Source organism: Streptomyces sp. CA-251387, assembly GCF_050936625.1.
Taxonomy (GTDB): Bacteria; Actinomycetota; Actinomycetes; order Streptomycetales; family Streptomycetaceae; genus Streptomyces.
Map to the genome: position 1 here is coordinate 3989288 of NZ_JBNJMJ010000001.1, position 18689 is coordinate 4007976.

Consider the following 18689-nt stretch of genomic DNA (forward strand, 5'->3'; position numbering starts at 1 on the left):
AACTCACCAGCAGGGTCAACATCACAATCAAACAAAGAGCATCAGACGACGTGTTCAATTGCTGAACGCAGGGGCGTAGGTTCCGCTCTGTATCGGTTCGCGAAACGAAGCGAGTACATATGCAAACCCCCACAATTTCCCCCACCGTTTCCCCAGCCTCCCCCACCCACCTCGCCGCCGAGCTACGACTCCCCACGAACTGGCTCGACTACCTGATCCTCGGCATCTACTTCGTCGTCGTGCTGGGCATCGGCTTCGCCGCCCGCCGCTCGGTGAAGACCAGCCTCGACTTCTTCCTCTCGGGCCGCTCCCTGCCCGCCTGGGTCACGGGCCTCGCCTTCATCTCCGCCAACCTCGCCGCCACCGAGATCCTCGGCATGGCCGCGAACAGTGCGCAGTACGGCGCCTACACCGTCCACTGGTACTGGATCGGCGCCATCCCGGCCATGGTGTTCCTGGGCCTGGTGATGATGCCCTTCTACTACGGCAGCAAGGTCCGCTCGGTCCCGGAGTTCCTGCTCCTGCGCTTCGACAAGTGGGCGCACCTGCTCAGCTCGGTCCTGTTCGCCTTCGCGGCCATCCTCATCGCCGGTGTGAACCTCTACGCGCTGGCGATCGTGGTCGAGGCCCTGCTGGGCTGGCCCCAGTGGGTGGCGATCGTGGTCGCGGGTTTCTTCGTCCTCGCCTACATCACCCTGGGCGGCCTGTCCTCGGCGATCTACAACGAAGTGCTCCAGTTCTTCGTGATCCTGGCGGCCCTCATCCCCATCACGGTGCTCTCCCTGAAGAAGGTGGGCGGCTGGGACGGCCTGACCGACTCCCTGACAAAGGCCCACGGCGACGACTTCGTCACGGCCTGGGGCGGGACCGGCATCGGTGAGGCGAACCCGCTGGGCGCGAACTGGCTGACGATCGTCCTCGGCCTCGGCTTCGTGCTCTCCTTCGGCTACTGGACGACGAACTTCGCCGAGGTGCAGCGCGCGCTGTCCGCGAAGAACCTCTCGGCGGCCCAGCGCACCCCGCTGATCGCCGCCTTCCCGAAGATCTTCATCGTGTTCCTGGTGATGATCCCGGGGCTGGCGGCCGCGGCGCTGATCCCCGGCTTCGGCACGGCCGAGTCGGGCTACCAGTACAACGACGCCATCCCGTACCTGATGGAGGGGCTGCTGCCGAACGGCGTGCTGGGTATCGCCGTGACCGGCCTCCTGGCCGCCTTCATGGCGGGCATGGCGGCGAACGTCTCGTCCTTCAACACGGTGTTCACGAACGACATCTGGGCACGCTACGTGGTCAAGGATCGCGAGGACGGCTACTACGTCCGCTTCGGCCGCCTGATCACGGCGATCGGCGTGCTGGCCTCCATCGGCACGGCGTTCCTGGCCTCGTCGTTCTCGAACATCATGAGCTATCTCCAGACCCTGTTCTCCTTCTTCAACGTGCCGATGTTCGTGGTCTTCATCGTCGGCATGTTCTGGAAGCGGGCGTCGATGAAGTCGGGCTTCTGGGGCCTGCTGGCCGGCACGACGGCGGCGATGGTGAACTACTTCGTCTTCTACAAGCAGGACGTCATCTCGATCCCCTCCGACCAGGGCGCCAACTTCGTGTCGGCGATCGCGGGCTTCGTGGCCGGCGCGGTCGTCATGGTGGCCGTCTCCCTCTTCACGGCGCCCAAGCCGACGGAGGAGCTCCAAGGCCTGGTCTACGGCACCCGTTCCCCCGGCATGGCCGAGCCGCCGACGCCGGGCGACGAGGCGTGGTACCGCAAGCCGGCGCTGCTGGGGTGGGGTGCGGTGGTGCTGGCGGCCGCCTGCTACATCCCGTTCTCCTTCTGACGACCGGAGGTTGAGAGACCATGACCGAACACTCCGACCACCCCGAGCGCCCCGGACACCCCGAGCACCACGGGTACTCCGAGGAGGACGTCCAGCGGGAAGTCACCGACCTGGAGGGGAAGTCCGCGACGGCCGCCCGCCTCTTCGACATCCGGCGGATCATCGGGGGCCTCTTCGTGATCTACGGCGTCATCGTCACGATCACCGGGCTCACGGACTCCGACGCCGCGATCGACAAGGCGGAGGGCGTGAACATCAACCTGTGGACCGGGCTGGGGATGCTGCTCCTCGGCCTGTTCTTCCTGGTGTGGCTGAAGCTGAGGCCGACGGCGCCGCCACCACCGGATGCCGCACCGGGCGACGAGCCCGGCGAATGACGCCGGTGGGGGCGAGCCAGCCCTTCCTCGCCCCCGCCGCCCCTACCCGTCCCATCTCCAGGGGCTCTGCCCCTTCGACCCCGGTCCTGGGGGCTGCCGCCCCCAGACCCCTGCTTCGGCCCTGAAGGGGCCTCGTCCTCAAACGCCGGACGGGCTGAGATTGCCTGGACCGGCGTCGAAAGGTCACGGCCCCGTCGAACGCGAACTCCCCCCTGACTCCACCCGAGATCACGACTCAGTCCCCGGCACCCCCGCCCTCCCCCGACGCCGGCAGCACCGGCCCCGCCCGGTCCAGCAACCCCGTCCGGGCCGCCAGCGCCGCCGCCTCCAGCCTCGAGCCGACTCCCAGCTTCATCAGGACCCGTTGGACATGGGTACGTGCCGTCGAGGGGGCGATGCCCATGCCCGCCGCGATCAGGCGGGTGTCCTCGCCGTCGGCCACGCGGACCAGGACCTCGACCTCCCGGGGCGTGAGCATCTGCAGCAACCTCTGCCCCTCGTCGTCCGGTTGGGCCGCCGGGTTGAGCAGCTCGCTGAACGCACCCTGCAGCAGTTGCGGCGCCACCGCCGCCTCCCCGGCCCGTGCCTTCATGATCGCCCGCTCGACACCCTCGATCCGCTCGTCGTGCCGCACATAGCCGGAGGCCCCCGCCGCGAACGCCGCAGCGATACCGCGCGGACTCGGCACGGGACCCAGTACCAGCACCGCCACCTGCGGACGTTCACGCTTGATCTTCAGCACCGGGTCGAATATCCCCGGCTCCGCCGGCGTGGCCGTCCCCAGCAGGCACACCTCCGGCGCCCGCGTGATCACCAGCTCCGCCGCCCCCGCGGCAGGCGCCGCCGCGGCCAGCACCCGGTGCCCCCGCAGCTTCAGTGCCGAGGCCAGCGCCTCGGCGAGCAATCGGTGGTCGTCGACCACCATGAGCCGCACTCCCATCGAGCAACCCCCCAGTCCCCCCAATGGATCCCCATCACTACCCAGGACCGGCCGCGCCAGTCCGGACGCCCCACTATGGATGCCCACTGGTCCGCGCGGACAGAAGCCCCCTCCCGGCTCCCCCGCCTTTCATGCCCCCGGAAGCTACACGCTTGTTCGACATTGCGCTCCCCCTCCCGGGCAGAAGTGCCCCGGAACGGCGGAATTTCTGGCTTTCCCCGCATTCGAGGACGATGAGCGGTAAGCACACGGCCCCGCTCCTGACCAGGAACGGGGCCGTTGCGCGACCGATTGCCGTGACCCATCCACGACCGGTCCGGGACCGGTCCGGGATCGATCTCGACCGCTTCGTCAGCTTTCCGTACGACCGAACGCGATCACGTGGTACTTCTTCTGGAACGAACTGCCCAGATCACTCGCGAACTTCTCCGCCATGTACAGCCGCCCCTGCGCATAGATGATCTCGGCGGACTCCGGTTGCATGCGGGTCTCCACATCGCGCACCGTCCTCGCGGCCGGGTTCTCCAGCAGCTTCGTCTCCTTGAAGCTGCCCCCGTCGATGCTGACGATCTGCCCGCCCTTGTCGTACGGCGGACGCTTGTACGCGATGATGTTGCCGCCGTCCATGCGCAGCGGCGTGATCGTGTACCGGTCGCCCGCGTCCGCACGCTGCCCGGTCTGCTTGCCGGTGGCCAGGTCGAACGCGACGATCTCGTTGGTCCGGCCGTACTCGCCGCCGCCCTGGTGCTCCTCGGTCTCCACGTAGAGCCGGTCGTTGCCCACCACGACCCCCGTGCAGGCCTCGATGGTGGTGACGCCGGAGCAGCGGGCCGCGAACTGGTCGCCCGGCACGGAGATGCGGATGCGCAGCTTGCCGGTCTTGTTGTCGATCGAGAAGACGTCCGTGATACCGACGGCGTCCTGGGACTGCCCGACCTCGGCGGCCACGACGAGCGGCTCGGTGGAGATCACGCTGGCGTACTCGACGCCCTCCGCCATCTTGTACTCGGAGATCACCCTCCCCGTCTTCTGGTCGATCGTCTGGATGTGCAGCTGGGGATTGGCGTAGCCGCCGCACTTGCCGACCGCGACCAGCTTCTCGCCACCGGCGTACCCGAGGTCGTAGCAGCTGTTGTTGGGCTTCGGGACCCACAGCTGCTTGCCGGACTTGATGTCGAAGGCGGCGCCGCCGCTGGTGCCGCCGGCGGCGACGGTGCCGCCGCTGACGGTGATGTTGTCGAACCGGATCGGTTCGCCCTCGACCTCGGCGGTCTTCGTCCACAGCTTCTTGCCGGCGTCGAGGTCGATCGCCGCGACCTGGGTGCAGCCGTGCGAGGGCTTCTCCTTGGTCGGCTTCGCGGGCTCGTAGGCGATGGCCGTCAGGTTGTCCTCGTTGGTGCGTTTGCTGGCCTGGCACACGGGGCCCGGCAGCGGGATCGTCCACAGCTCGGTGCCCTTTTCGGGGTCGTAGCCGACGATCTCGTGGACACCGCTCTTGACGTACGCCTTGTCGGTCAGCCACGAGCCGGCCACGGTGATGACGGTGTCGTCGGGGACGGCGGGCGCCGGGGTCTGGAAGAGGACCTGGGAGTTGGGGTCGGCGGGCACCTTCTCCTTGCCCGGGGTGGTGTTGCCGCCGCCCCCGCCGTTGTCGTCCCCGCCGCCGGTGCCTCCGCTGGAGCTGGCGGTGTCGTCCTTGCCGCCCTCGTCACCGGACTGCTTGTACAGCACGACACCGCCGATGACCAGCGCGATCGCGACAACGGCCGCCACGATGACGGCGAGTTGCGTGTTGAACTTCCGACCGCCGCCGCCCGGTCCGCCGGACTGGGGGTGCATCGGCATGGTCGACTGCGGATAGCCGTAGCCCGGCGGCTGCTGCCCGTACGGGTTCTGCGGCTGACCGTACACACCGGGCTGCTGCCCGGGATGGCCGTACCCGGGCGGGGCGGCGGGCGGAGGTGTCTGCGGGGCGCCCTGGGGCGCCTGCGGGTAGCCGTACGCGGGCTGCGGTGGCGTGGGCGCGCCCTGAGGTGTCTGCGGGTAGCCGTAGCCGGGCGCCCCGCCGGGCGGCGGCGCCTGCGGAGGCTGTGCCGGCGGCTGGGGAGGCTGCGCGTGCGGCTGCTGCTGCGGCTGGGGCGCGCCGAAGCCGCCACCTGGCTGCTGCTGGGGCGGCTGGTCCTGCGGCGGGCCGAACCCTCCCCCGGGCGGGGGCTGGTGGGGCGGCGGGGGCGGCTGGCTCATGGCGTGGGTACCTCGGGGGACGGGGCGGCGGACGCGGTGGGGGCGGCGAAGGGGGAAAGGAGAAGGGGACGGCGGGCGCACGCCTCACTTGCCGAAGGCGAGCATCAGCTTCTCCTTCGCTTCGTCATTGCCGCTCAGCCGGGTGCTCGCGAGGTAGAAGCGCCCGTCGACCCAGTCGTACGCCCGGGAGAAGAAGCCGTTCTCGATGCTCGCGGTGCCCGCCGGGTTCTGCAGCAGCTTGTCCGGCTGGTGGCTGCTGCCGGTCACCGGGATCGACAGCACCTGGCCGCCCGCGTCGTACGACGGCTTGGCGTAGGCGATGAGCTTGCCGTCCTCGACCTTGATCGGCAGCATCGGCTCGTCCACCGGGGACTTCACACGCCACTTCTCCTTGCCGTTGGAGAGGTCGATCGCGACGATCTCGTTGGCGCTGGTGGTCGACTCGGTGGGCAGGTAGAGCGTGTTCGCGTCGGCGGCCACACCTGCGCAGCCCCGCAGGTTGCGCTCGAGGATGGCCCAGCCGCACTCGACGCCGATCTTCAGGTCGACGCCGACCTCCGAACGGAACTTGCCGCCGGAGCCGAGGGTGGAGATGTTCCAGGCCTTCTTGTCCTCGTTGGTGCTGTAGATGACCAGCGGGTCGATGGAGAAGACCCGCTCGATCTGCCAGCCCTTGTCGTACTTCTGGGTCCACTTGGCCTTGCCGGTCGCCGGGTCGAGCTCCTGGATCTCGTCGTGCTCGTTGGTGCCGGTGGCGTCGCAGGACGCCACGGCGATCAGCTTCTCGCCGCCCGCGAACGCGTCCGGGAAGCACTTGTCGCCGTACCGCTTCTTCTCCCACAGCTTGTCGCCGCTGCCCACGTCGTACGCCGTGCCGGACTGTGCGCGGCCCACCATCAGGGTCTTGCCGGTGATGGACAGGTCGATCTTGATGGTGTTGTCGAACAGTTCGCCGTTGGAGACGGTGTCCTTCCAGCCCTTGGCGCCGGTGGTGAGGTCGATCTGCTGGAGCTGGTTGCACTTGGCGCGGTCGCTGGTGCCGCTCTCGTACGCCACGACGATCTTGTTGTCGGCCGACGCCTGCGGGGTGACCGCGCAGATCTTCTGCGGGAGGCTGATCGGCTCCCAAGTCTCTTCGCCGTCGGTGATGTTGTAGGCGAAGACCTGCTTGTACGCCGCCTTCACCGCGGCCTTGTCGGTGATCCACAGGCCGGGGGCGTCGGCGCCGGACTTGGGCGCGTCGGGCGCCTGCTGGTACCAGAGCACCTTCGCCTCGCCGGGCTGGCGGCCGCCGTTGAGGTTCTCCGGGTCGGCACCGCCGCCGCTGTCCTCGGACGCGCTCGGTGACTCGGAGCCTTTCGGGTCGTCACTGCCCTGGGCGACCGGCTTCTTGGGGTCGTCGTCGCCGTCGCCCCTGGTCACCGCGAACACGGCACCGCCGATGACGACCAGCGCCGCTACGGCCGCGCCGATCGCGAGGGCGGGCTTGCCCTTGAACGGGTTGCGCGAGCCGGAGCCGGGCGCGCCCGGGTACTGCGGCTGGGGCGGATAGCCGTAACCCTGGGCGGGCTGCTGGCCGTAGGGGCCGGGCTGCTGCGGATAGCCGTACGGCCCCGGCTGCTGCTGCGGCTGGGCGTACGGGCCGGACGCGTACGGATCCGGCTTGCCGTAGGGGTTGGCCTGACCCGGCTGCTGCGGCTGACCCGGCTGCTGTTGCGGGTAGCCGTAGCCGGGCTGCGGGGCGCCGGGCGGCGGGCTCTGCGGGGGCGGCGGCGTCTGGGGCGGGCCCTGGGGCGGCGGGGGTGCCTGGGGCGGGCCCTGCGGCGGGGGCGGGGTCTGCGAAGCACCCGGCTGCGGGGGCTGCGGCGCTCCGAAGCCGCCCTGCCGCGGATCCTGCGGTGCACCGAAACCGCCCTGCGGCGGCTGGTTGGGCGGCTGGCTCATGAGCGGTTCCCCCTTGTGGCCGGTGTGGTGCGACGTCCTGTGCCGTTGCGTTTCCGCCACACCAGCGTTTCTCAGACTGTTCTCAGGCGGCCTTTCTATCACCCGCCACCGACAGCGCACCGGGCCGCATCCGCCCCTGTTCCCAAGGGAGGACCGGCCCGTGATGCCGCCGTTATGAGCCTTCACAGCCCCTTCACGCGGGGCGGTTCAGCGCCCCAAGGGGCGCGGGCTGCATCGATTTGCGGCTACCGCCGCGCAGGCGCGACCAGCCACGACGGAGCCGCAGTTGAACGACGACACAACGCGGCACTCCCGACATCGCGGCACCCAGCGGAGCGCTACGCCTCCTCGGCGAGTTCCAGCCAGCGCAGCTCCAGTTCGTCCCGCTGACCGGCCAAGTCACGCAGTTCGGCGTCGAGTTCGGCGACCTTCGCGAAGTCGGTGGCGTTCTCCGCGATCTGCGCGTGCAGCTTGGTCTCCCGCTCGGAGAGCTTGTCGAGCTGCCGCTCGATCTTCTGCAACTCCTTCTTCGCGGCCCGCAGATCGGCCGCGCTCCTCTCCGGTACGGCCTTCTCGGCGGCCGGGGTGGCGGCCGCCACGGCGACCTGCGCCTCCATGCGGTGGCGGCGCTCCAGGTACTCGTCGATGCCGCGCGGCAGCATCCGCAGGGTGGCGTCGCCGAGGAGGGCGAACACCCGGTCCGTGGTCCGCTCGACGAAGAACCGGTCGTGGGAGATGACGATCATCGAGCCCGGCCAGCCGTCGAGGACGTCCTCGAGCTGGGTGAGGGTCTCGATGTCGAGGTCGTTGGTGGGCTCGTCGAGGAAGAGGACGTTGGGCTCGTCCATGAGCAGGCGCAGCAGCTGCAGCCGGCGCCGCTCACCGCCGGACAGGTCGCCCACCGGCGTCCACTGCTTCTCCTTGCCGAAGCCGAACGTCTCGCACAGCTGCCCGGCGGTCATCTCGCGCCCCTTGCCGAGGTCCACGCGCTCACGCACCCGCTGAACGGCTTCCAGCACCCGCCAGTCGGGGTCGAGCTCGGCGACTTCCTGCGACAGGTAGGCGAGCTTGACGGTCTTTCCGACGACGACGCGCCCACCGGCCGGCTGCGCCTCGCCGTCCGTCCGCGCCGCCTCGGCCATCGCCCGCAGGAGGGACGTCTTGCCCGCGCCATTGACGCCGACGAGACCGATGCGATCGCCCGGCCCGAGCTGCCACGTCACATGCTTGAGCAGCACCTTGGGGCCGGCCTGGACGGTGACGTCCTCCAGGTCGAAGACCGTCTTGCCGAGCCTGGACGAGGCGAACTTCATCAGCTCGCTGCTGTCCCGGGGCGGCGGTACGTCCTTGATGAGCTCGTTGGCCGCCTCGACCCGGAAGCGCGGCTTGGAGGTACGCGCGGGCGCGCCGCGTCGCAGCCAGGCGAGCTCCTTGCGGACGAGGTTCTGCCGCTTGACCTCCTCCGTGGCCGCGATGCGCTCGCGCTCGGCACGCGCGAAGACGTAGTCGGAGTAGCCGCCCTCGTACTCGAAGACCGAGCCGCGCTGCACGTCCCACATGCGGGTGCAGACCTGGTCGAGGAACCACCGGTCGTGCGTGACGCACACGAGCGCCGAGCGCCGCTCCCGCAGGTGCTGGGCGAGCCAGGCGATGCCCTCGACGTCGAGGTGGTTGGTGGGCTCGTCGAGGACGATCAGGTCCTGCTCGTCGATGAGCAGCTTGGCGAGCGCGATACGGCGGCGCTCGCCACCGGAGAGCGGGCCGATGACGGTGTCGAGGCCCTGCGGAAAGCCGGGCAGGTCGAGCCCGCCGAACAGCCCGGTGAGCACGTCCCTGATCTTGGCGTTCCCGGCCCACTCGTGGTCGGCCAGGTCCCGGATGACCTCGTGCCGGACGGTGGCCTCGGGGTCGAGCGAGTCGTGCTGCGTCAGTACGCCGAGACGCAGCCCGCCGGAGTGGGTGACCCGGCCGGTGTCGGCCTCCTCCAGCTTGGCCAGCATCCGGATCAGGGTCGTCTTGCCGTCGCCGTTGCGGCCCACGACGCCGATGCGATCGCCCTCGGAGACGCCGAGCGAGACACCGTCGAGCAGGGCACGGGTGCCGTACACCTTGCTGACGTTCTCGACATTGACCAGATTGACGGCCATTTCTCTCCTGCCCAGGGGGACGATCGACCCTCCAGGGTAGTCCCGCCCACCGACAGACCCGCACCCGAGCCCAGGCCCCGCCCGGAGCCGGACGGGAGTCCCCGGAACGACCGCGCGCCCAGGGGACGGGACGCCCCGGGGACCGGATCCCCGGGGCGCGTCGCCGTGCTCGGCGTCAGCGGCGGGCGGCCGCCGCGCGGACCTCGGTGAGGAGGTCGTACATCGTCTGGCCGGGGCACTCGGTCTCCAGCCAGTCGCGGTGGCCGCTGACGGTGTCGACGTCCTTCGTGACGCCGTTGACCGGGTTGACGAAGGTGGTCTTCCCCTGCGGGTCGAGGCCTTTGAAGCGGGAGATCACCTTGATCAGCCGTATCAGGGAGGCCTTGGCCGCGTCCGTCGGGCCCTGGTCGTTCAGCGTGCCGAGGAGGGCGATGCCGAGGTTGCCCGAGTTGAAGCCGGCGGTGTGGAAGGCGGTGACGAGGTCGCCGTCCGGGTTGAAGGCGGGGATGCCGTCGTCGCCGGAGTAGCGGCCCTCGTAGACGTTGCCGGCCTCGTCGATGAGGAAGTGGTAGCCGATGTCGCCCCAGTCGAGGGTGACCGCGTGGTACTCGTAGATGCCCCGGATGGTCGCCGCCGGGTCCGGGTCGCCGTTGGGCGTGGCGGTGTGGTGGACCGTGATGGTCTGCAGCGCGTAGTACTTCTCCGGCGAGTTGACCTGGCCGTTCTTGTACCGCTTGGACTCGTCGGCGCCCCAGGCCGGCCGCGAGAGGTAGCGCACGCCACGCACGCGTGTCGGCTCGCTCGGCACCTGGACGGTGCGGTCCGGGCCGTCGGTGGTGTCGATCGCCAGCGAGCGCAGCCCGCTGATGTCACCCGCGGCCTTGACCTCGTACGCGGTGGCGTTCCGCGCGGCGACCAGGGCCGTGCCGCCGTCCTCGACGGTCGCGCAGCCGCCCGCGAGGGTCTGCCAGTCGCCGTCCGCGAGCCGGATGGCGGCGCCGCCCTCGGCGCCGGACCAGCGCACCCCGACGTAGGAGGCGGCGAAGGCGGTGGTGGCCTCGCCGGTGCCGGTGGCGGCCTCGGTGCGGGTGGCGGGGAAGTTCTCCGGCGTCGTACCGGAATCGCCGGAGGCGGAGGCGGAGTTGTCCGTCCCGCCTGAGGCGGAGTCGTCCGTCCCACCGGAGTCGGTGGACGCGACATGTGAGCGCGGCTCCGGCGGCCACCGCCCCACCGGCGGCGATCATGCCGCGCCGGGACAGGGAGCGCTTTCTGCGGTGGGATGACTGGGCGGGGGTGGGGGATTCGGACACGGGAGTGTCCCCTTCCAGAAGTGCACTTGACGGAAGCGCCGGGCACGCCGAGGGCAGCCCGGGGCGCCCTGACCGGGCGCGTGCGCTTGAAACGTCAAGCGACCCTAATCGCCCCACCGGTCCCACGTGTACTGCGATCGCAGTAGATCCGTGTGGAGATCACGCGAAGAACGCCTACTTGTGAGTACGGCGTCATCGTCATCGGTCCAGCGCCGTCATCGGTCGAGCGCCGTCATCGGTCGAGCGCGGCAATGGCCTTGCGCAGGGCGTCGAGAGCGGGCTTCGCGCTGCCGTCGGCACGGCGCAGTCCGAAGAAGTTCTCTCTCGACGAGGTGTCGGTGTCGAGGTCGCGTTCGGTATGCCAGAAGAGTGCATCCACATGCGGAGTCGCGGACGCGGTGCGCACCACATCCGCCGCGATCTCGGCCTGCCGCTGCTCGGTCACGTGCGTCGTCGTGGCGTCGATCGTCTCCGGGCGCCCGTCGGAAGCGGCGCCAGGGCCATTGGTCGGCGCTCCGAACTCGGTGATCCACACGGGCAGGCCAGGTGTGCCGTACGCGGACAGCACGCTCTCCAGGCTGTCAGGCGTACTGTCGATGCGCTCCCATGGCGTTCCCCACCACGTCTTGGCGCTCGCAAGGTAGGGGTAGGTGTACGGGTGGTAGCCGACGGCGTCGACGAGCCGGTTACCGCCGTGTGCCGACACGGCGGCGAGGAAATCGGTTTGCGGGATCCTCCCGCGTTTCGCATGCACCGCGGCGAGCCCACCGAGAATCACATACGCCGACGGATCCTGCCGCCGCAATGCCTTGCTCGTCGCCCGGAGCAGCGCCGTATATGCGGCCGCATCGGGCTCGGGCTTCCAGAAACTGCCCAGATTCGGCTCGTTCCAGATTTCCCACGTGTGAATGCCGGACGGTGCGTAGCGCGCCGCAGCGGCCGCGGCGAAGGTCGCAAACTGCTCGGGGTCGGCGGGGTGACACTTGTCGCTGGCACACCCCGGGTGCCGCGCCCATTTGGGTGTGTAGGCGAGAACGGGCAGCACGGTGAGGTCACGCTCTGCGGCCTCGGTGACGACCCGGTCAAACCGGTTCCACCTGTATTGGTCCGGTGCGTCGGGCTGGGTGTTCTCCCACGACAGGTCGGCCCGTACCCAGCGAGCCCCCACATCGACGGCCTCGTCGAGAGCGACGCCGAGGTCGTCGTCCGACATCCAGACGAGACGGTGGCCGTACGCGATACCGAGCTGCAAGGGCTTCGATTCGTCCGTCGTACACGCCGTGGTCATGACCTCGATTGTGATCAGTGCCATCACAGCAGCGAACAGCTTGTGACGACGATGGTTTTTCACCACGTCTCGCATATTAGGGGTGAGCGGCAGGGCGTTTGGTCAACACGTCGGCGGCGGCCTGGGCGAGGCGCAATGTACCGGCGCCGGCAAAGCGCACCACTTCGGCGAGTGCGGGAAGCGGATCGTCCCGGCACAACCATGCCCGCTCTGTGCGCCGTCGAGGCAGCAACGCTTCCGGCACTCTGTGCTCACGCCTCGCGCTGGCGGCGGCCGAGGGCAGATCGAGCTGACCGAGGACGAACATCCGCCCATAGATCTGCGGCGAGCTCGGTATCGGCTGGCCGGTGAGGTCCAGGTACATCGCGCGGACCACGTCTGTTCCGTTCCAGGTCTCGAACAGCCGGAACTGTGCCCCGATGCGGGGGTTGAAATCGACGAGCTTGTAGCGCCCGTCGCGCCGGTCGAAACGCCAGTCGAGATCTGCGATCCCCCGGTAACCGATCCGTCGGCACAGGCCCGTGGCCAACTGGGCGAGCTGCGAGTTCGGGCGGCTCCAAGCTCGCGTGGTCGCTCCGCTGTACGGCGGCCAGGAACGGACCTTGTAGCCCGTGAAAACCACCCGGGCCACACCTTGACTGTCGCAGTAGAGGTGGGTGATCCAATCCTCGGCCACAGAATCGGGAATGTACTCCTGGGCCAGCACCGCGGGCGTACGACGCGACTCCAATCGCGCGAGCAGTTCGTCCTCGCTGTTCACCACGGTGGTGCTACTCACGACCGGGGCACTCAACCGCGTGAACGCCTCCCGGTTTTTCAACACGAGGGGATAGCCCCATTCGCGTCCGAGTGCGACGAGTTCCGCACGATCGGCAGGCGCGCAGGACCGCGGCGCGGGCACGTCGTTTTCGGAGCAGATATGGAAAAGCCCCTCCTTGCTGGTCAGCCTGCGGGGCAGTGTCGCAGGAACCGCCGGCAGGAGGAACTGCTCCGCGAGGGTTTCGGCGTGCTCGGCGAGCAGAACGGCGGCCTCGTCGTCCGCCGCCACGGCGACGGCCCTGCGGCCGATGGCACGCCCGAACCGCAGCAACATCGAGGGGACTTGCCGGGGGTCTTTCAGCACGGTCGTCGGGAAGATGAAGCGGCCCGCCAGGTGACGGGACACGGCCATAGGGGTGAAGCCGTCCTCGACCATGGCATACACCGGTACTCCTGCCCGGCCCAGGGTTCTGAGGACACCAAGACCTCCGTGCTGCTGCGGAGCGGGGACCACCCTCACCAGCAGTGCGGGCACCTCATGCTTCATGACGGCTCCCGTTTACGATGTATACATACAGAGTCTCCCGATTCCCGGCGAAGTCAAGGGGCGACGAGGCCGTTCTCGGGCAGCACAGGCATCCGCAGCACGCGCCGGTACAGCCGGTTGGCGCGAACGCCTAGGGTGTCCGGCCGAGCTGAGGCGACCCGCGCACCGCGACCTGCTACCCAGGCGCCGACCTCTTCGACGGTGGTCGCCGCACGCAGCGGCAGCCGGGCGAGGGCGAAGACGTTGTCCCCGACCCGACTCAGCCTGCTGCGCACCGCGCAGGCCGAGTCGTATCCGCATTCCTCGACCACCCGGCGAAGACGCGCGGTGAAGTGGCCGTACGGATAGGCGAAGGAGCGGATCTCGTGTCCCAGGAAGTCCTCGAGAAGTTCCTTGCTCCGGACCACCTCATCCGCGGCCACCCGGGGGTCGGCCAGATCGAGGTCCCTGTGGGTGTGGGAATGCGCCCCGATCTCCACTCCTTGCTCCTCGAGCTCGGGCAGTTGGCTCCAGCTGACCATCGGATGTGGTGGGAACACCGTCTCACGCCGCGGCCGGCCCTCCAGGGAGCCGGTGGCCGCGTAGAACGTGCACCGCAGGCGGCGATAGGCAAGGGCGGGGACGGCGACATCGGCGAAGTCCGCGAACCCGTCGTCGAACGTGATGACGAGAGGGTTCCGCGGCAGGGGCTGGCGACCGGCGGCCGCGTCGGCCAGGCGGGAGACCGGCACGACGGTCCGACCGCCGGCGAGGACCAGGTCGAGATGCTGTTCGAGGTCGCCGGGCGTCACCGTGTAGTCGGCGATCCACGGCGCGGGGTCGTACGAGACGCAGTGGTAGTTGAGGATGGGAATGCGGAGGGGAGTCATAGCGGCCCCTTCGGGTTCAGGTCGGGCTGCTTTCAGATCTCCGCTCGGTGCGGGGGCGCCGCGCCCCGACCTTCGCGCGGATGTCCGGTGGCATGGCCCACCAGGGCGCGGTCAGCCCGGTGAGCTGCCACTACTTCGTGTAGGAGGGCCACCTCTTCGGCTGCCTCCCGACGGGCGTCGAACCTCTCCAATAGACGGGCTCGCCCGGCCGCTCCCATGCTTGCCCGCCTCGACGGGGCAGCGAGCAGTGCTTCGAACGCCGCGAGCAGGCAGCGGTCGTCACCGGGCGCCACGAGCAACCCGGTCTGTCCGTCCGCCACCAACTCGGGGACCCCGTTGACCGGGCACGCCACCACGGGAAGTCCGGCTTCCATAGCCTCCAGGACGGCGACGGAAAACGCGTCTATGCGGCTCGGGAAAGCGAAGACCGCGGACGAGCGCAGGATGCGCCAGAGCCTGGAGTCACCAGGGCTGATGTCGTTGACGACGGTGAGATTCCGGCCGCGGGGAACCTGTTCTCTTGTGATCAGGACCAGCTCACAGCGTTCGGAGAGATGGCGCTGGTGCACCCTGACGAGTTGGTTGCCCCCCTTGCGTTCCAGTTGCGTCCCGACGAAGACGATCCGTGGGAGGTTTTGGCGCAGCGTCCCCGGAGCAGCAGGCGGGTCGGCTTCATGGGGGATGATGCCGGGCCTGATCACCCGCAGGCGGATGTCCCGGACATCGTATTGCTCGCGGACGGACGACGCTGCCGAGTCGGTCTTCGCGACGATGGCGCCCGCCGCCTGGAAGACCGCCGTCTCGAAGCGCATGCTGGGGCGCACCATGCGCTCGGTCCACCGAGTGGGTTCGCGATACGGCAGGCAGTAGGCGGTGCGTGCGTTCGTCGAATCCAGCCCCACCACCGAGGGCACCCGGCGGAGTGTCCCCGCGCTGAGCAACACGGTGTTCTGCGTATAGGCGTGAACCGCGTCGAATTCCGACTCAAGTCCACGCAGTCTGCTGTACACCCAGGCACTTGTCGCGAGCTGGAATCTGAGCGGTTGCAGATCCAGATCGAAACGGCCCAGGAGCGGCAGCTGGGCACCCGCCACCAGCCGGAGCAAGGAGGGCGGCGGTACGTCCAGGAAATGTGCCTCGATCTCCGGATACCCCTGACTGAGCGCTCGCCGGAGATGAGCGTGCATGGTTGCGTGTCCGCCGAGGTTCTCGTTGATGAAAAGGACTCTCATCGTTCGGTCTCCGTTCCTCGATCGCGTACCCGTGCGTCGTCGGGGTCGTCGGGGTCGTCGGGCCTGGCCAACCGAAGTGCGCCCAGGACCGCCACGTAGACGACCGCGGTTACCAGTGCCCCCAGCAGCCAGGCGCTGATCAGGGCGATGGACCAGCCAGCGGCTGCCCCGCACGCGGCGGCGAACAGCGCGCTTCGCCAGGGAGGCACGGGCAGGGGGCGCATTCCCGGCACCCGACGCAGCAGGAGGAGCATCAGGACGCAGACCAGGACGTCAGTCACCAAGGTGACGACTGCCGCGCCGAGATACGACCAGCGGGGTATGACCAGGAAGTTCAAGCCGACGTTGACGATCAGGCCCAGCAGGGTGACCAGGGGGTAGCGACGGTGCAGCCCCGCTGCCACCAGGCAGTTGAACGCCAGGAGGGTGAAGAACGCAAAGCACTCCGAGACTACGAGGATGCGGGCGGCGTCGGCCGCGGGGCTGTAGTCCGTTCCGTACAGCGTGCGAATCACCGGCTCCGCGAAGACCGTGAACTCGCACACCATCAGACCGCCGATTACTGCCAGCAGGAACGCGGCCCTTCCGGTGGCTTCACGGAAGGCCTGCAAGTGCTGCGGCCAGGCTCGCACCAGCAGCGGCAAGACTGCCATAGCGACCCACCCCGGCGCGAAGTGCATCAAGTCGACGAATTTATACGCCACGCCGTAGCTACCCGCAGCAGAGAAGGAGTCCAGCTGTGTCAGCATCACCGAGTCGACTCGAAAGTAGACCATCATCATGGCCGTTCCGATCGACAGCGGCAGGGCTTCCCGGATCAGTGACCACCATTCGCGCAGGTCGATCCGGTACCGGAACGGCACTGGGCGGTGTGCTGCCGGTATCTTCCAGGCAATGACGAGCAGTTCGTAGACCACAGCTGGGACGGTCAACAACAAGAGGGTCCCCCCGGCCGTAGCCAGCGCTGCCGTCAGCGCCAATTGACCGGTTGCGCCGAGGGTTCCGGCGACGGCGATGCGGCGCAATCGCATCCGGGCCTCGAAAACCGCGTCATAGGCGTGTGACGGCGTCGCCACCACGACTACCAGCCCGGCAACAGCCATTGCACGGACAACGTCTGATGGGTACCCGGCGGCGACGACGAAGCTCAAAGCCACCAAGTAGCCGACCAAGCCCAGGGCCAGCCGCAGCAGGACGTACGTGCCTCCGAAAGTCGCAGGGTCGCTCACCCCTTGGGAGAACCGGACCACCGCCACTCGCCCGATCTGCATGTCGGTGATGATGCTCAGCATCCCGAGCACGCTGAAGATGAACGTGAACTTGCCGAAATCTTCGATCGACAGAGAACGGACTATGATCACCGAGGCGATCCAGAGAAGCGCCGCCATCACTACGCGACCCGCCGCCATCGTGCTCACATTGGTCAGAAAACTCTGTGGGGCGTCCGACGGGCATGCCGCCGTCGCGCTGTCCTGCCGAGCTCCGGCAGCGGCTGGCGCTCCGCGCGACCGCCTGGCGGCTCTGCCCTTCAGCGGGAGATGCGTGTCTTGGCGCGGCATCCTAGTGCGCCCTCCATCATCGAGGCACCTTCCGTGGGCCTGACAGATGATCGGCAGGAGGAGTTCCAACCGCTCCGTGCCCCTGGCTACTTCTGCCGTGGGAGTGGAGCATGAACAGCGCGCCACTTACGGAGGTTGGCTGCGCCGTATATTTACGATGTATACATGCAGACTAGAAATACTCTGCCGCATGGTCAAGAGGCCGGTTTGACGGGCCAAAGAAACGGGCCAAAAAAAGAGTCGTCATCGCGTGCACCTGTCGCGCGTTCCGGCGTCGGGCCCGCCCAGGGAAAGGACCTTTGCTCCTGCGCCGCCGCCCACCAATGTCACGCTCGTCCTTGGCGGCTGGCGGGTGCCGCAGGAAGGAGCGACCGGAAGAGTTGGACGTAGCGCTCGGTCAAGGCGGGCCAGGCGTAGCGTTCGACCGCGCGCCGCCGCCCGGCCGCGCCCAGGCGGTCGGCAAGAGCGCCGTCGTACAGCAGCCGCCGACAGGTCGCAGCCAGCGCATCCGCATCGCCCGGCGGAACCAGCAGCCCCGTAACACCCGGCGTCATGACATACGGGATCCCTCCCACATCGGACCCCACCACGGGCGTGCCGCAAGCCATCGCTTCGATCAGCGTCATCGGATGGCACTCCGCCTCCGTCAAGGACGGCAGCACGAGCACGGCGGCCCTCTGCATCGCTGCGACCAGCGCGTCTCCGGCGAGCTCGCCGGTGAACTCCACACGGTCGCCGATACCGAGCTGCCGGGCCAGCGACAGGTGATCGGGGAGGGCATCCCCACCGCCAACGAGTTTCAGCCCTACTTCAGGCATATCAGCCAGCGCCGTGAACCCCCTGAGTAGGACTTCGACACCCTTCCACGACGACGTGCGGTCCATCCGCCCCACATAGACGATGGTGCGTGGCCGCGTCGACGCCGCTGGACCCGGCGTGAACCGTTCCACATCGACACCCGGCGTGATCTCGATAGTCCCCGGACGGCCGGACGCCAGCGAAGTAGGCGAGACGGCGACAAGCGCACTGGCCCGCGAGAACATTCGGGGCAGGAAGTACCGCTCGTACCAGCCGAGAAGACGGTCGTGGCACGGGCGTCCCTTGATCATCGATCCAGCGTGGTAGGTGACAACGGTCGGGCGACGCCCCGACACGGCGACTGCCACGTCACCCAGGCCGGGCACCGGGGCATGAGCATTGACAATGTCGACATCAAGACGGCGCAGCCAACGGCGCACTTGCAGCGGCCACAGCGGACTGACCGGCGTGTTGGACACGCGTGCCCAACTACCGAGCCGGACGATCAGCACGTCACCTTCGCCCCCAACCTCGGTACGCCCGCCAGTCAGGTTTGTCGTGATGACCACTGCCCGCAGCATGGGATCGTCGGCAACCGCGTGGGCGATACGCGCGGCATAACTCTCGGCGCCGCCGACGTGTGGTGCGTAATAGGGCACGACAACCGCGACGGTCCGTATCCGGCAGCGCTCGGCCCGACGGTCGAAGACCTCCGCAGGACCATGACGACGGCACTCCCGCAGCAGCTCACGCACATGCGCCCGCGCCGCGCCAGTGTCTCGTGCGGCCGGTGCGGTCCCGGCGCGGTTACCCATGAAGATCTTCATCTTGCCAAGACCGTTC

13 protein-coding genes are annotated in these 18689 nt (G+C 68.7%); 2 read left to right on the forward strand and 11 right to left on the reverse strand.

The window, feature by feature from the left end:
- The first annotated feature begins 119 nt into the window (after nucleotides 1–119).
- Complete coding sequence (locus ACQEV2_RS17645; RefSeq protein WP_433041798.1) at nucleotides 120–1832, forward strand: sodium:solute symporter family protein; 1713 nt, start codon at nucleotides 120–122, stop codon at nucleotides 1830–1832.
- A gap of 20 nt (nucleotides 1833–1852) precedes the next feature.
- Nucleotides 1853–2209, forward strand: coding sequence for a hypothetical protein (locus tag ACQEV2_RS17650; protein WP_433041801.1), 357 nt, complete (start codon nucleotides 1853–1855; stop codon nucleotides 2207–2209).
- Between the two features lie 235 nt (nucleotides 2210–2444).
- Here the strand turns inward: ACQEV2_RS17650 and ACQEV2_RS17655 are convergent, their stop codons facing one another.
- The 11 genes from ACQEV2_RS17655 to ACQEV2_RS17705 form a co-directional block, all read right to left on the reverse strand.
- Complete coding sequence (locus ACQEV2_RS17655; protein WP_433041804.1) at nucleotides 2445–3149, reverse strand: helix-turn-helix transcriptional regulator; 705 nt, start codon at nucleotides 3147–3149, stop codon at nucleotides 2445–2447.
- Nucleotides 3150–3500: 351 nt separating this feature from the next.
- Nucleotides 3501–5393, reverse strand: coding sequence for a PQQ-binding-like beta-propeller repeat protein (locus tag ACQEV2_RS17660; RefSeq protein ID WP_433041807.1), 1893 nt, complete (start codon nucleotides 5391–5393; stop codon nucleotides 3501–3503).
- Nucleotides 5394–5477: 84 nt separating this feature from the next.
- Entirely contained in the window at nucleotides 5478–7337 is a 1860-nt protein-coding gene (locus ACQEV2_RS17665; protein ID WP_433041810.1) for a PQQ-binding-like beta-propeller repeat protein, read from the reverse strand.
- A gap of 338 nt (nucleotides 7338–7675) precedes the next feature.
- Nucleotides 7676–9484, reverse strand: a complete 1809-nt coding sequence (locus ACQEV2_RS17670) for an ABC-F family ATP-binding cassette domain-containing protein (RefSeq protein ID WP_433041813.1) — start codon at nucleotides 9482–9484, stop codon at nucleotides 7676–7678.
- 175 nt (nucleotides 9485–9659) lie between these two features.
- Entirely contained in the window at nucleotides 9660–10715 is a 1056-nt protein-coding gene (locus tag ACQEV2_RS17675; RefSeq protein ID WP_433041816.1) for a peptidoglycan recognition protein family protein, read from the reverse strand.
- A 311-nt stretch (nucleotides 10716–11026) separates the two neighbouring features.
- Nucleotides 11027–12148 (reverse strand): cellulase family glycosylhydrolase, encoded by a 1122-nt coding sequence (locus ACQEV2_RS17680; RefSeq protein WP_433041819.1) that lies wholly within the window; start codon nucleotides 12146–12148, stop codon nucleotides 11027–11029.
- 10 nt (nucleotides 12149–12158) lie between these two features.
- A complete protein-coding gene (locus ACQEV2_RS17685; RefSeq protein ID WP_433041822.1) occupies nucleotides 12159–13286 on the reverse strand; it encodes an ATP-grasp domain-containing protein in 1128 nt (375 codons plus the stop codon).
- A 155-nt stretch (nucleotides 13287–13441) separates the two neighbouring features.
- The gene (locus tag ACQEV2_RS17690) at nucleotides 13442–14257 is read right to left on the reverse strand and encodes a polysaccharide deacetylase family protein (RefSeq protein ID WP_433041825.1); all 816 of its coding nucleotides are present in this window, start codon (nucleotides 14255–14257) and stop codon (nucleotides 13442–13444) included.
- A 32-nt stretch (nucleotides 14258–14289) separates the two neighbouring features.
- Nucleotides 14290–15489 (reverse strand): glycosyltransferase family 4 protein, encoded by a 1200-nt coding sequence (locus ACQEV2_RS17695; protein ID WP_433041828.1) that lies wholly within the window; start codon nucleotides 15487–15489, stop codon nucleotides 14290–14292.
- Complete coding sequence (locus tag ACQEV2_RS17700) at nucleotides 15486–16907, reverse strand: polysaccharide biosynthesis C-terminal domain-containing protein (protein WP_433041831.1); 1422 nt, start codon at nucleotides 16905–16907, stop codon at nucleotides 15486–15488. The genes ACQEV2_RS17695 and ACQEV2_RS17700 overlap by 4 nt, the downstream gene beginning before the upstream one ends.
- Nucleotides 16908–17374: 467 nt before the next feature.
- Complete coding sequence (locus tag ACQEV2_RS17705) at nucleotides 17375–18673, reverse strand: glycosyltransferase family 4 protein (RefSeq protein WP_433041834.1); 1299 nt, start codon at nucleotides 18671–18673, stop codon at nucleotides 17375–17377.
- Between the last annotated feature and the right edge of the window lie 16 nt (nucleotides 18674–18689).

Excerpts from the sequence above, each read along its gene's own strand:
- ACQEV2_RS17690 (WP_433041825.1), bottom strand. The coding sequence starts at position 14,257 with ATGACTCCCCTCCGCATTCCCATCCTCAACTACCACTGCGTCTCGTAC.
- ACQEV2_RS17660 (WP_433041807.1), bottom strand. The coding sequence starts at position 5,393 with ATGAGCCAGCCGCCCCCGCCGCCCCACCAGCCCCCGCCCGGGGGAGGG.
- ACQEV2_RS17705 (WP_433041834.1), bottom strand. The coding sequence starts at position 18,673 with ATGAAGATCTTCATGGGTAACCGCGCCGGGACCGCACCGGCCGCACGA.
- ACQEV2_RS17650 (WP_433041801.1), top strand. The coding sequence starts at position 1,853 with ATGACCGAACACTCCGACCACCCCGAGCGCCCCGGACACCCCGAGCAC.
- ACQEV2_RS17665 (WP_433041810.1), bottom strand. The coding sequence starts at position 7,337 with ATGAGCCAGCCGCCCAACCAGCCGCCGCAGGGCGGTTTCGGTGCACCG.
- ACQEV2_RS17695 (WP_433041828.1), bottom strand. The coding sequence starts at position 15,489 with ATGAGAGTCCTTTTCATCAACGAGAACCTCGGCGGACACGCAACCATG.
- ACQEV2_RS17670 (WP_433041813.1), bottom strand. The coding sequence starts at position 9,484 with ATGGCCGTCAATCTGGTCAATGTCGAGAACGTCAGCAAGGTGTACGGC.
- ACQEV2_RS17645 (WP_433041798.1), top strand. The coding sequence starts at position 120 with ATGCAAACCCCCACAATTTCCCCCACCGTTTCCCCAGCCTCCCCCACC.
- ACQEV2_RS17655 (WP_433041804.1), bottom strand. The coding sequence starts at position 3,149 with ATGGGAGTGCGGCTCATGGTGGTCGACGACCACCGATTGCTCGCCGAG.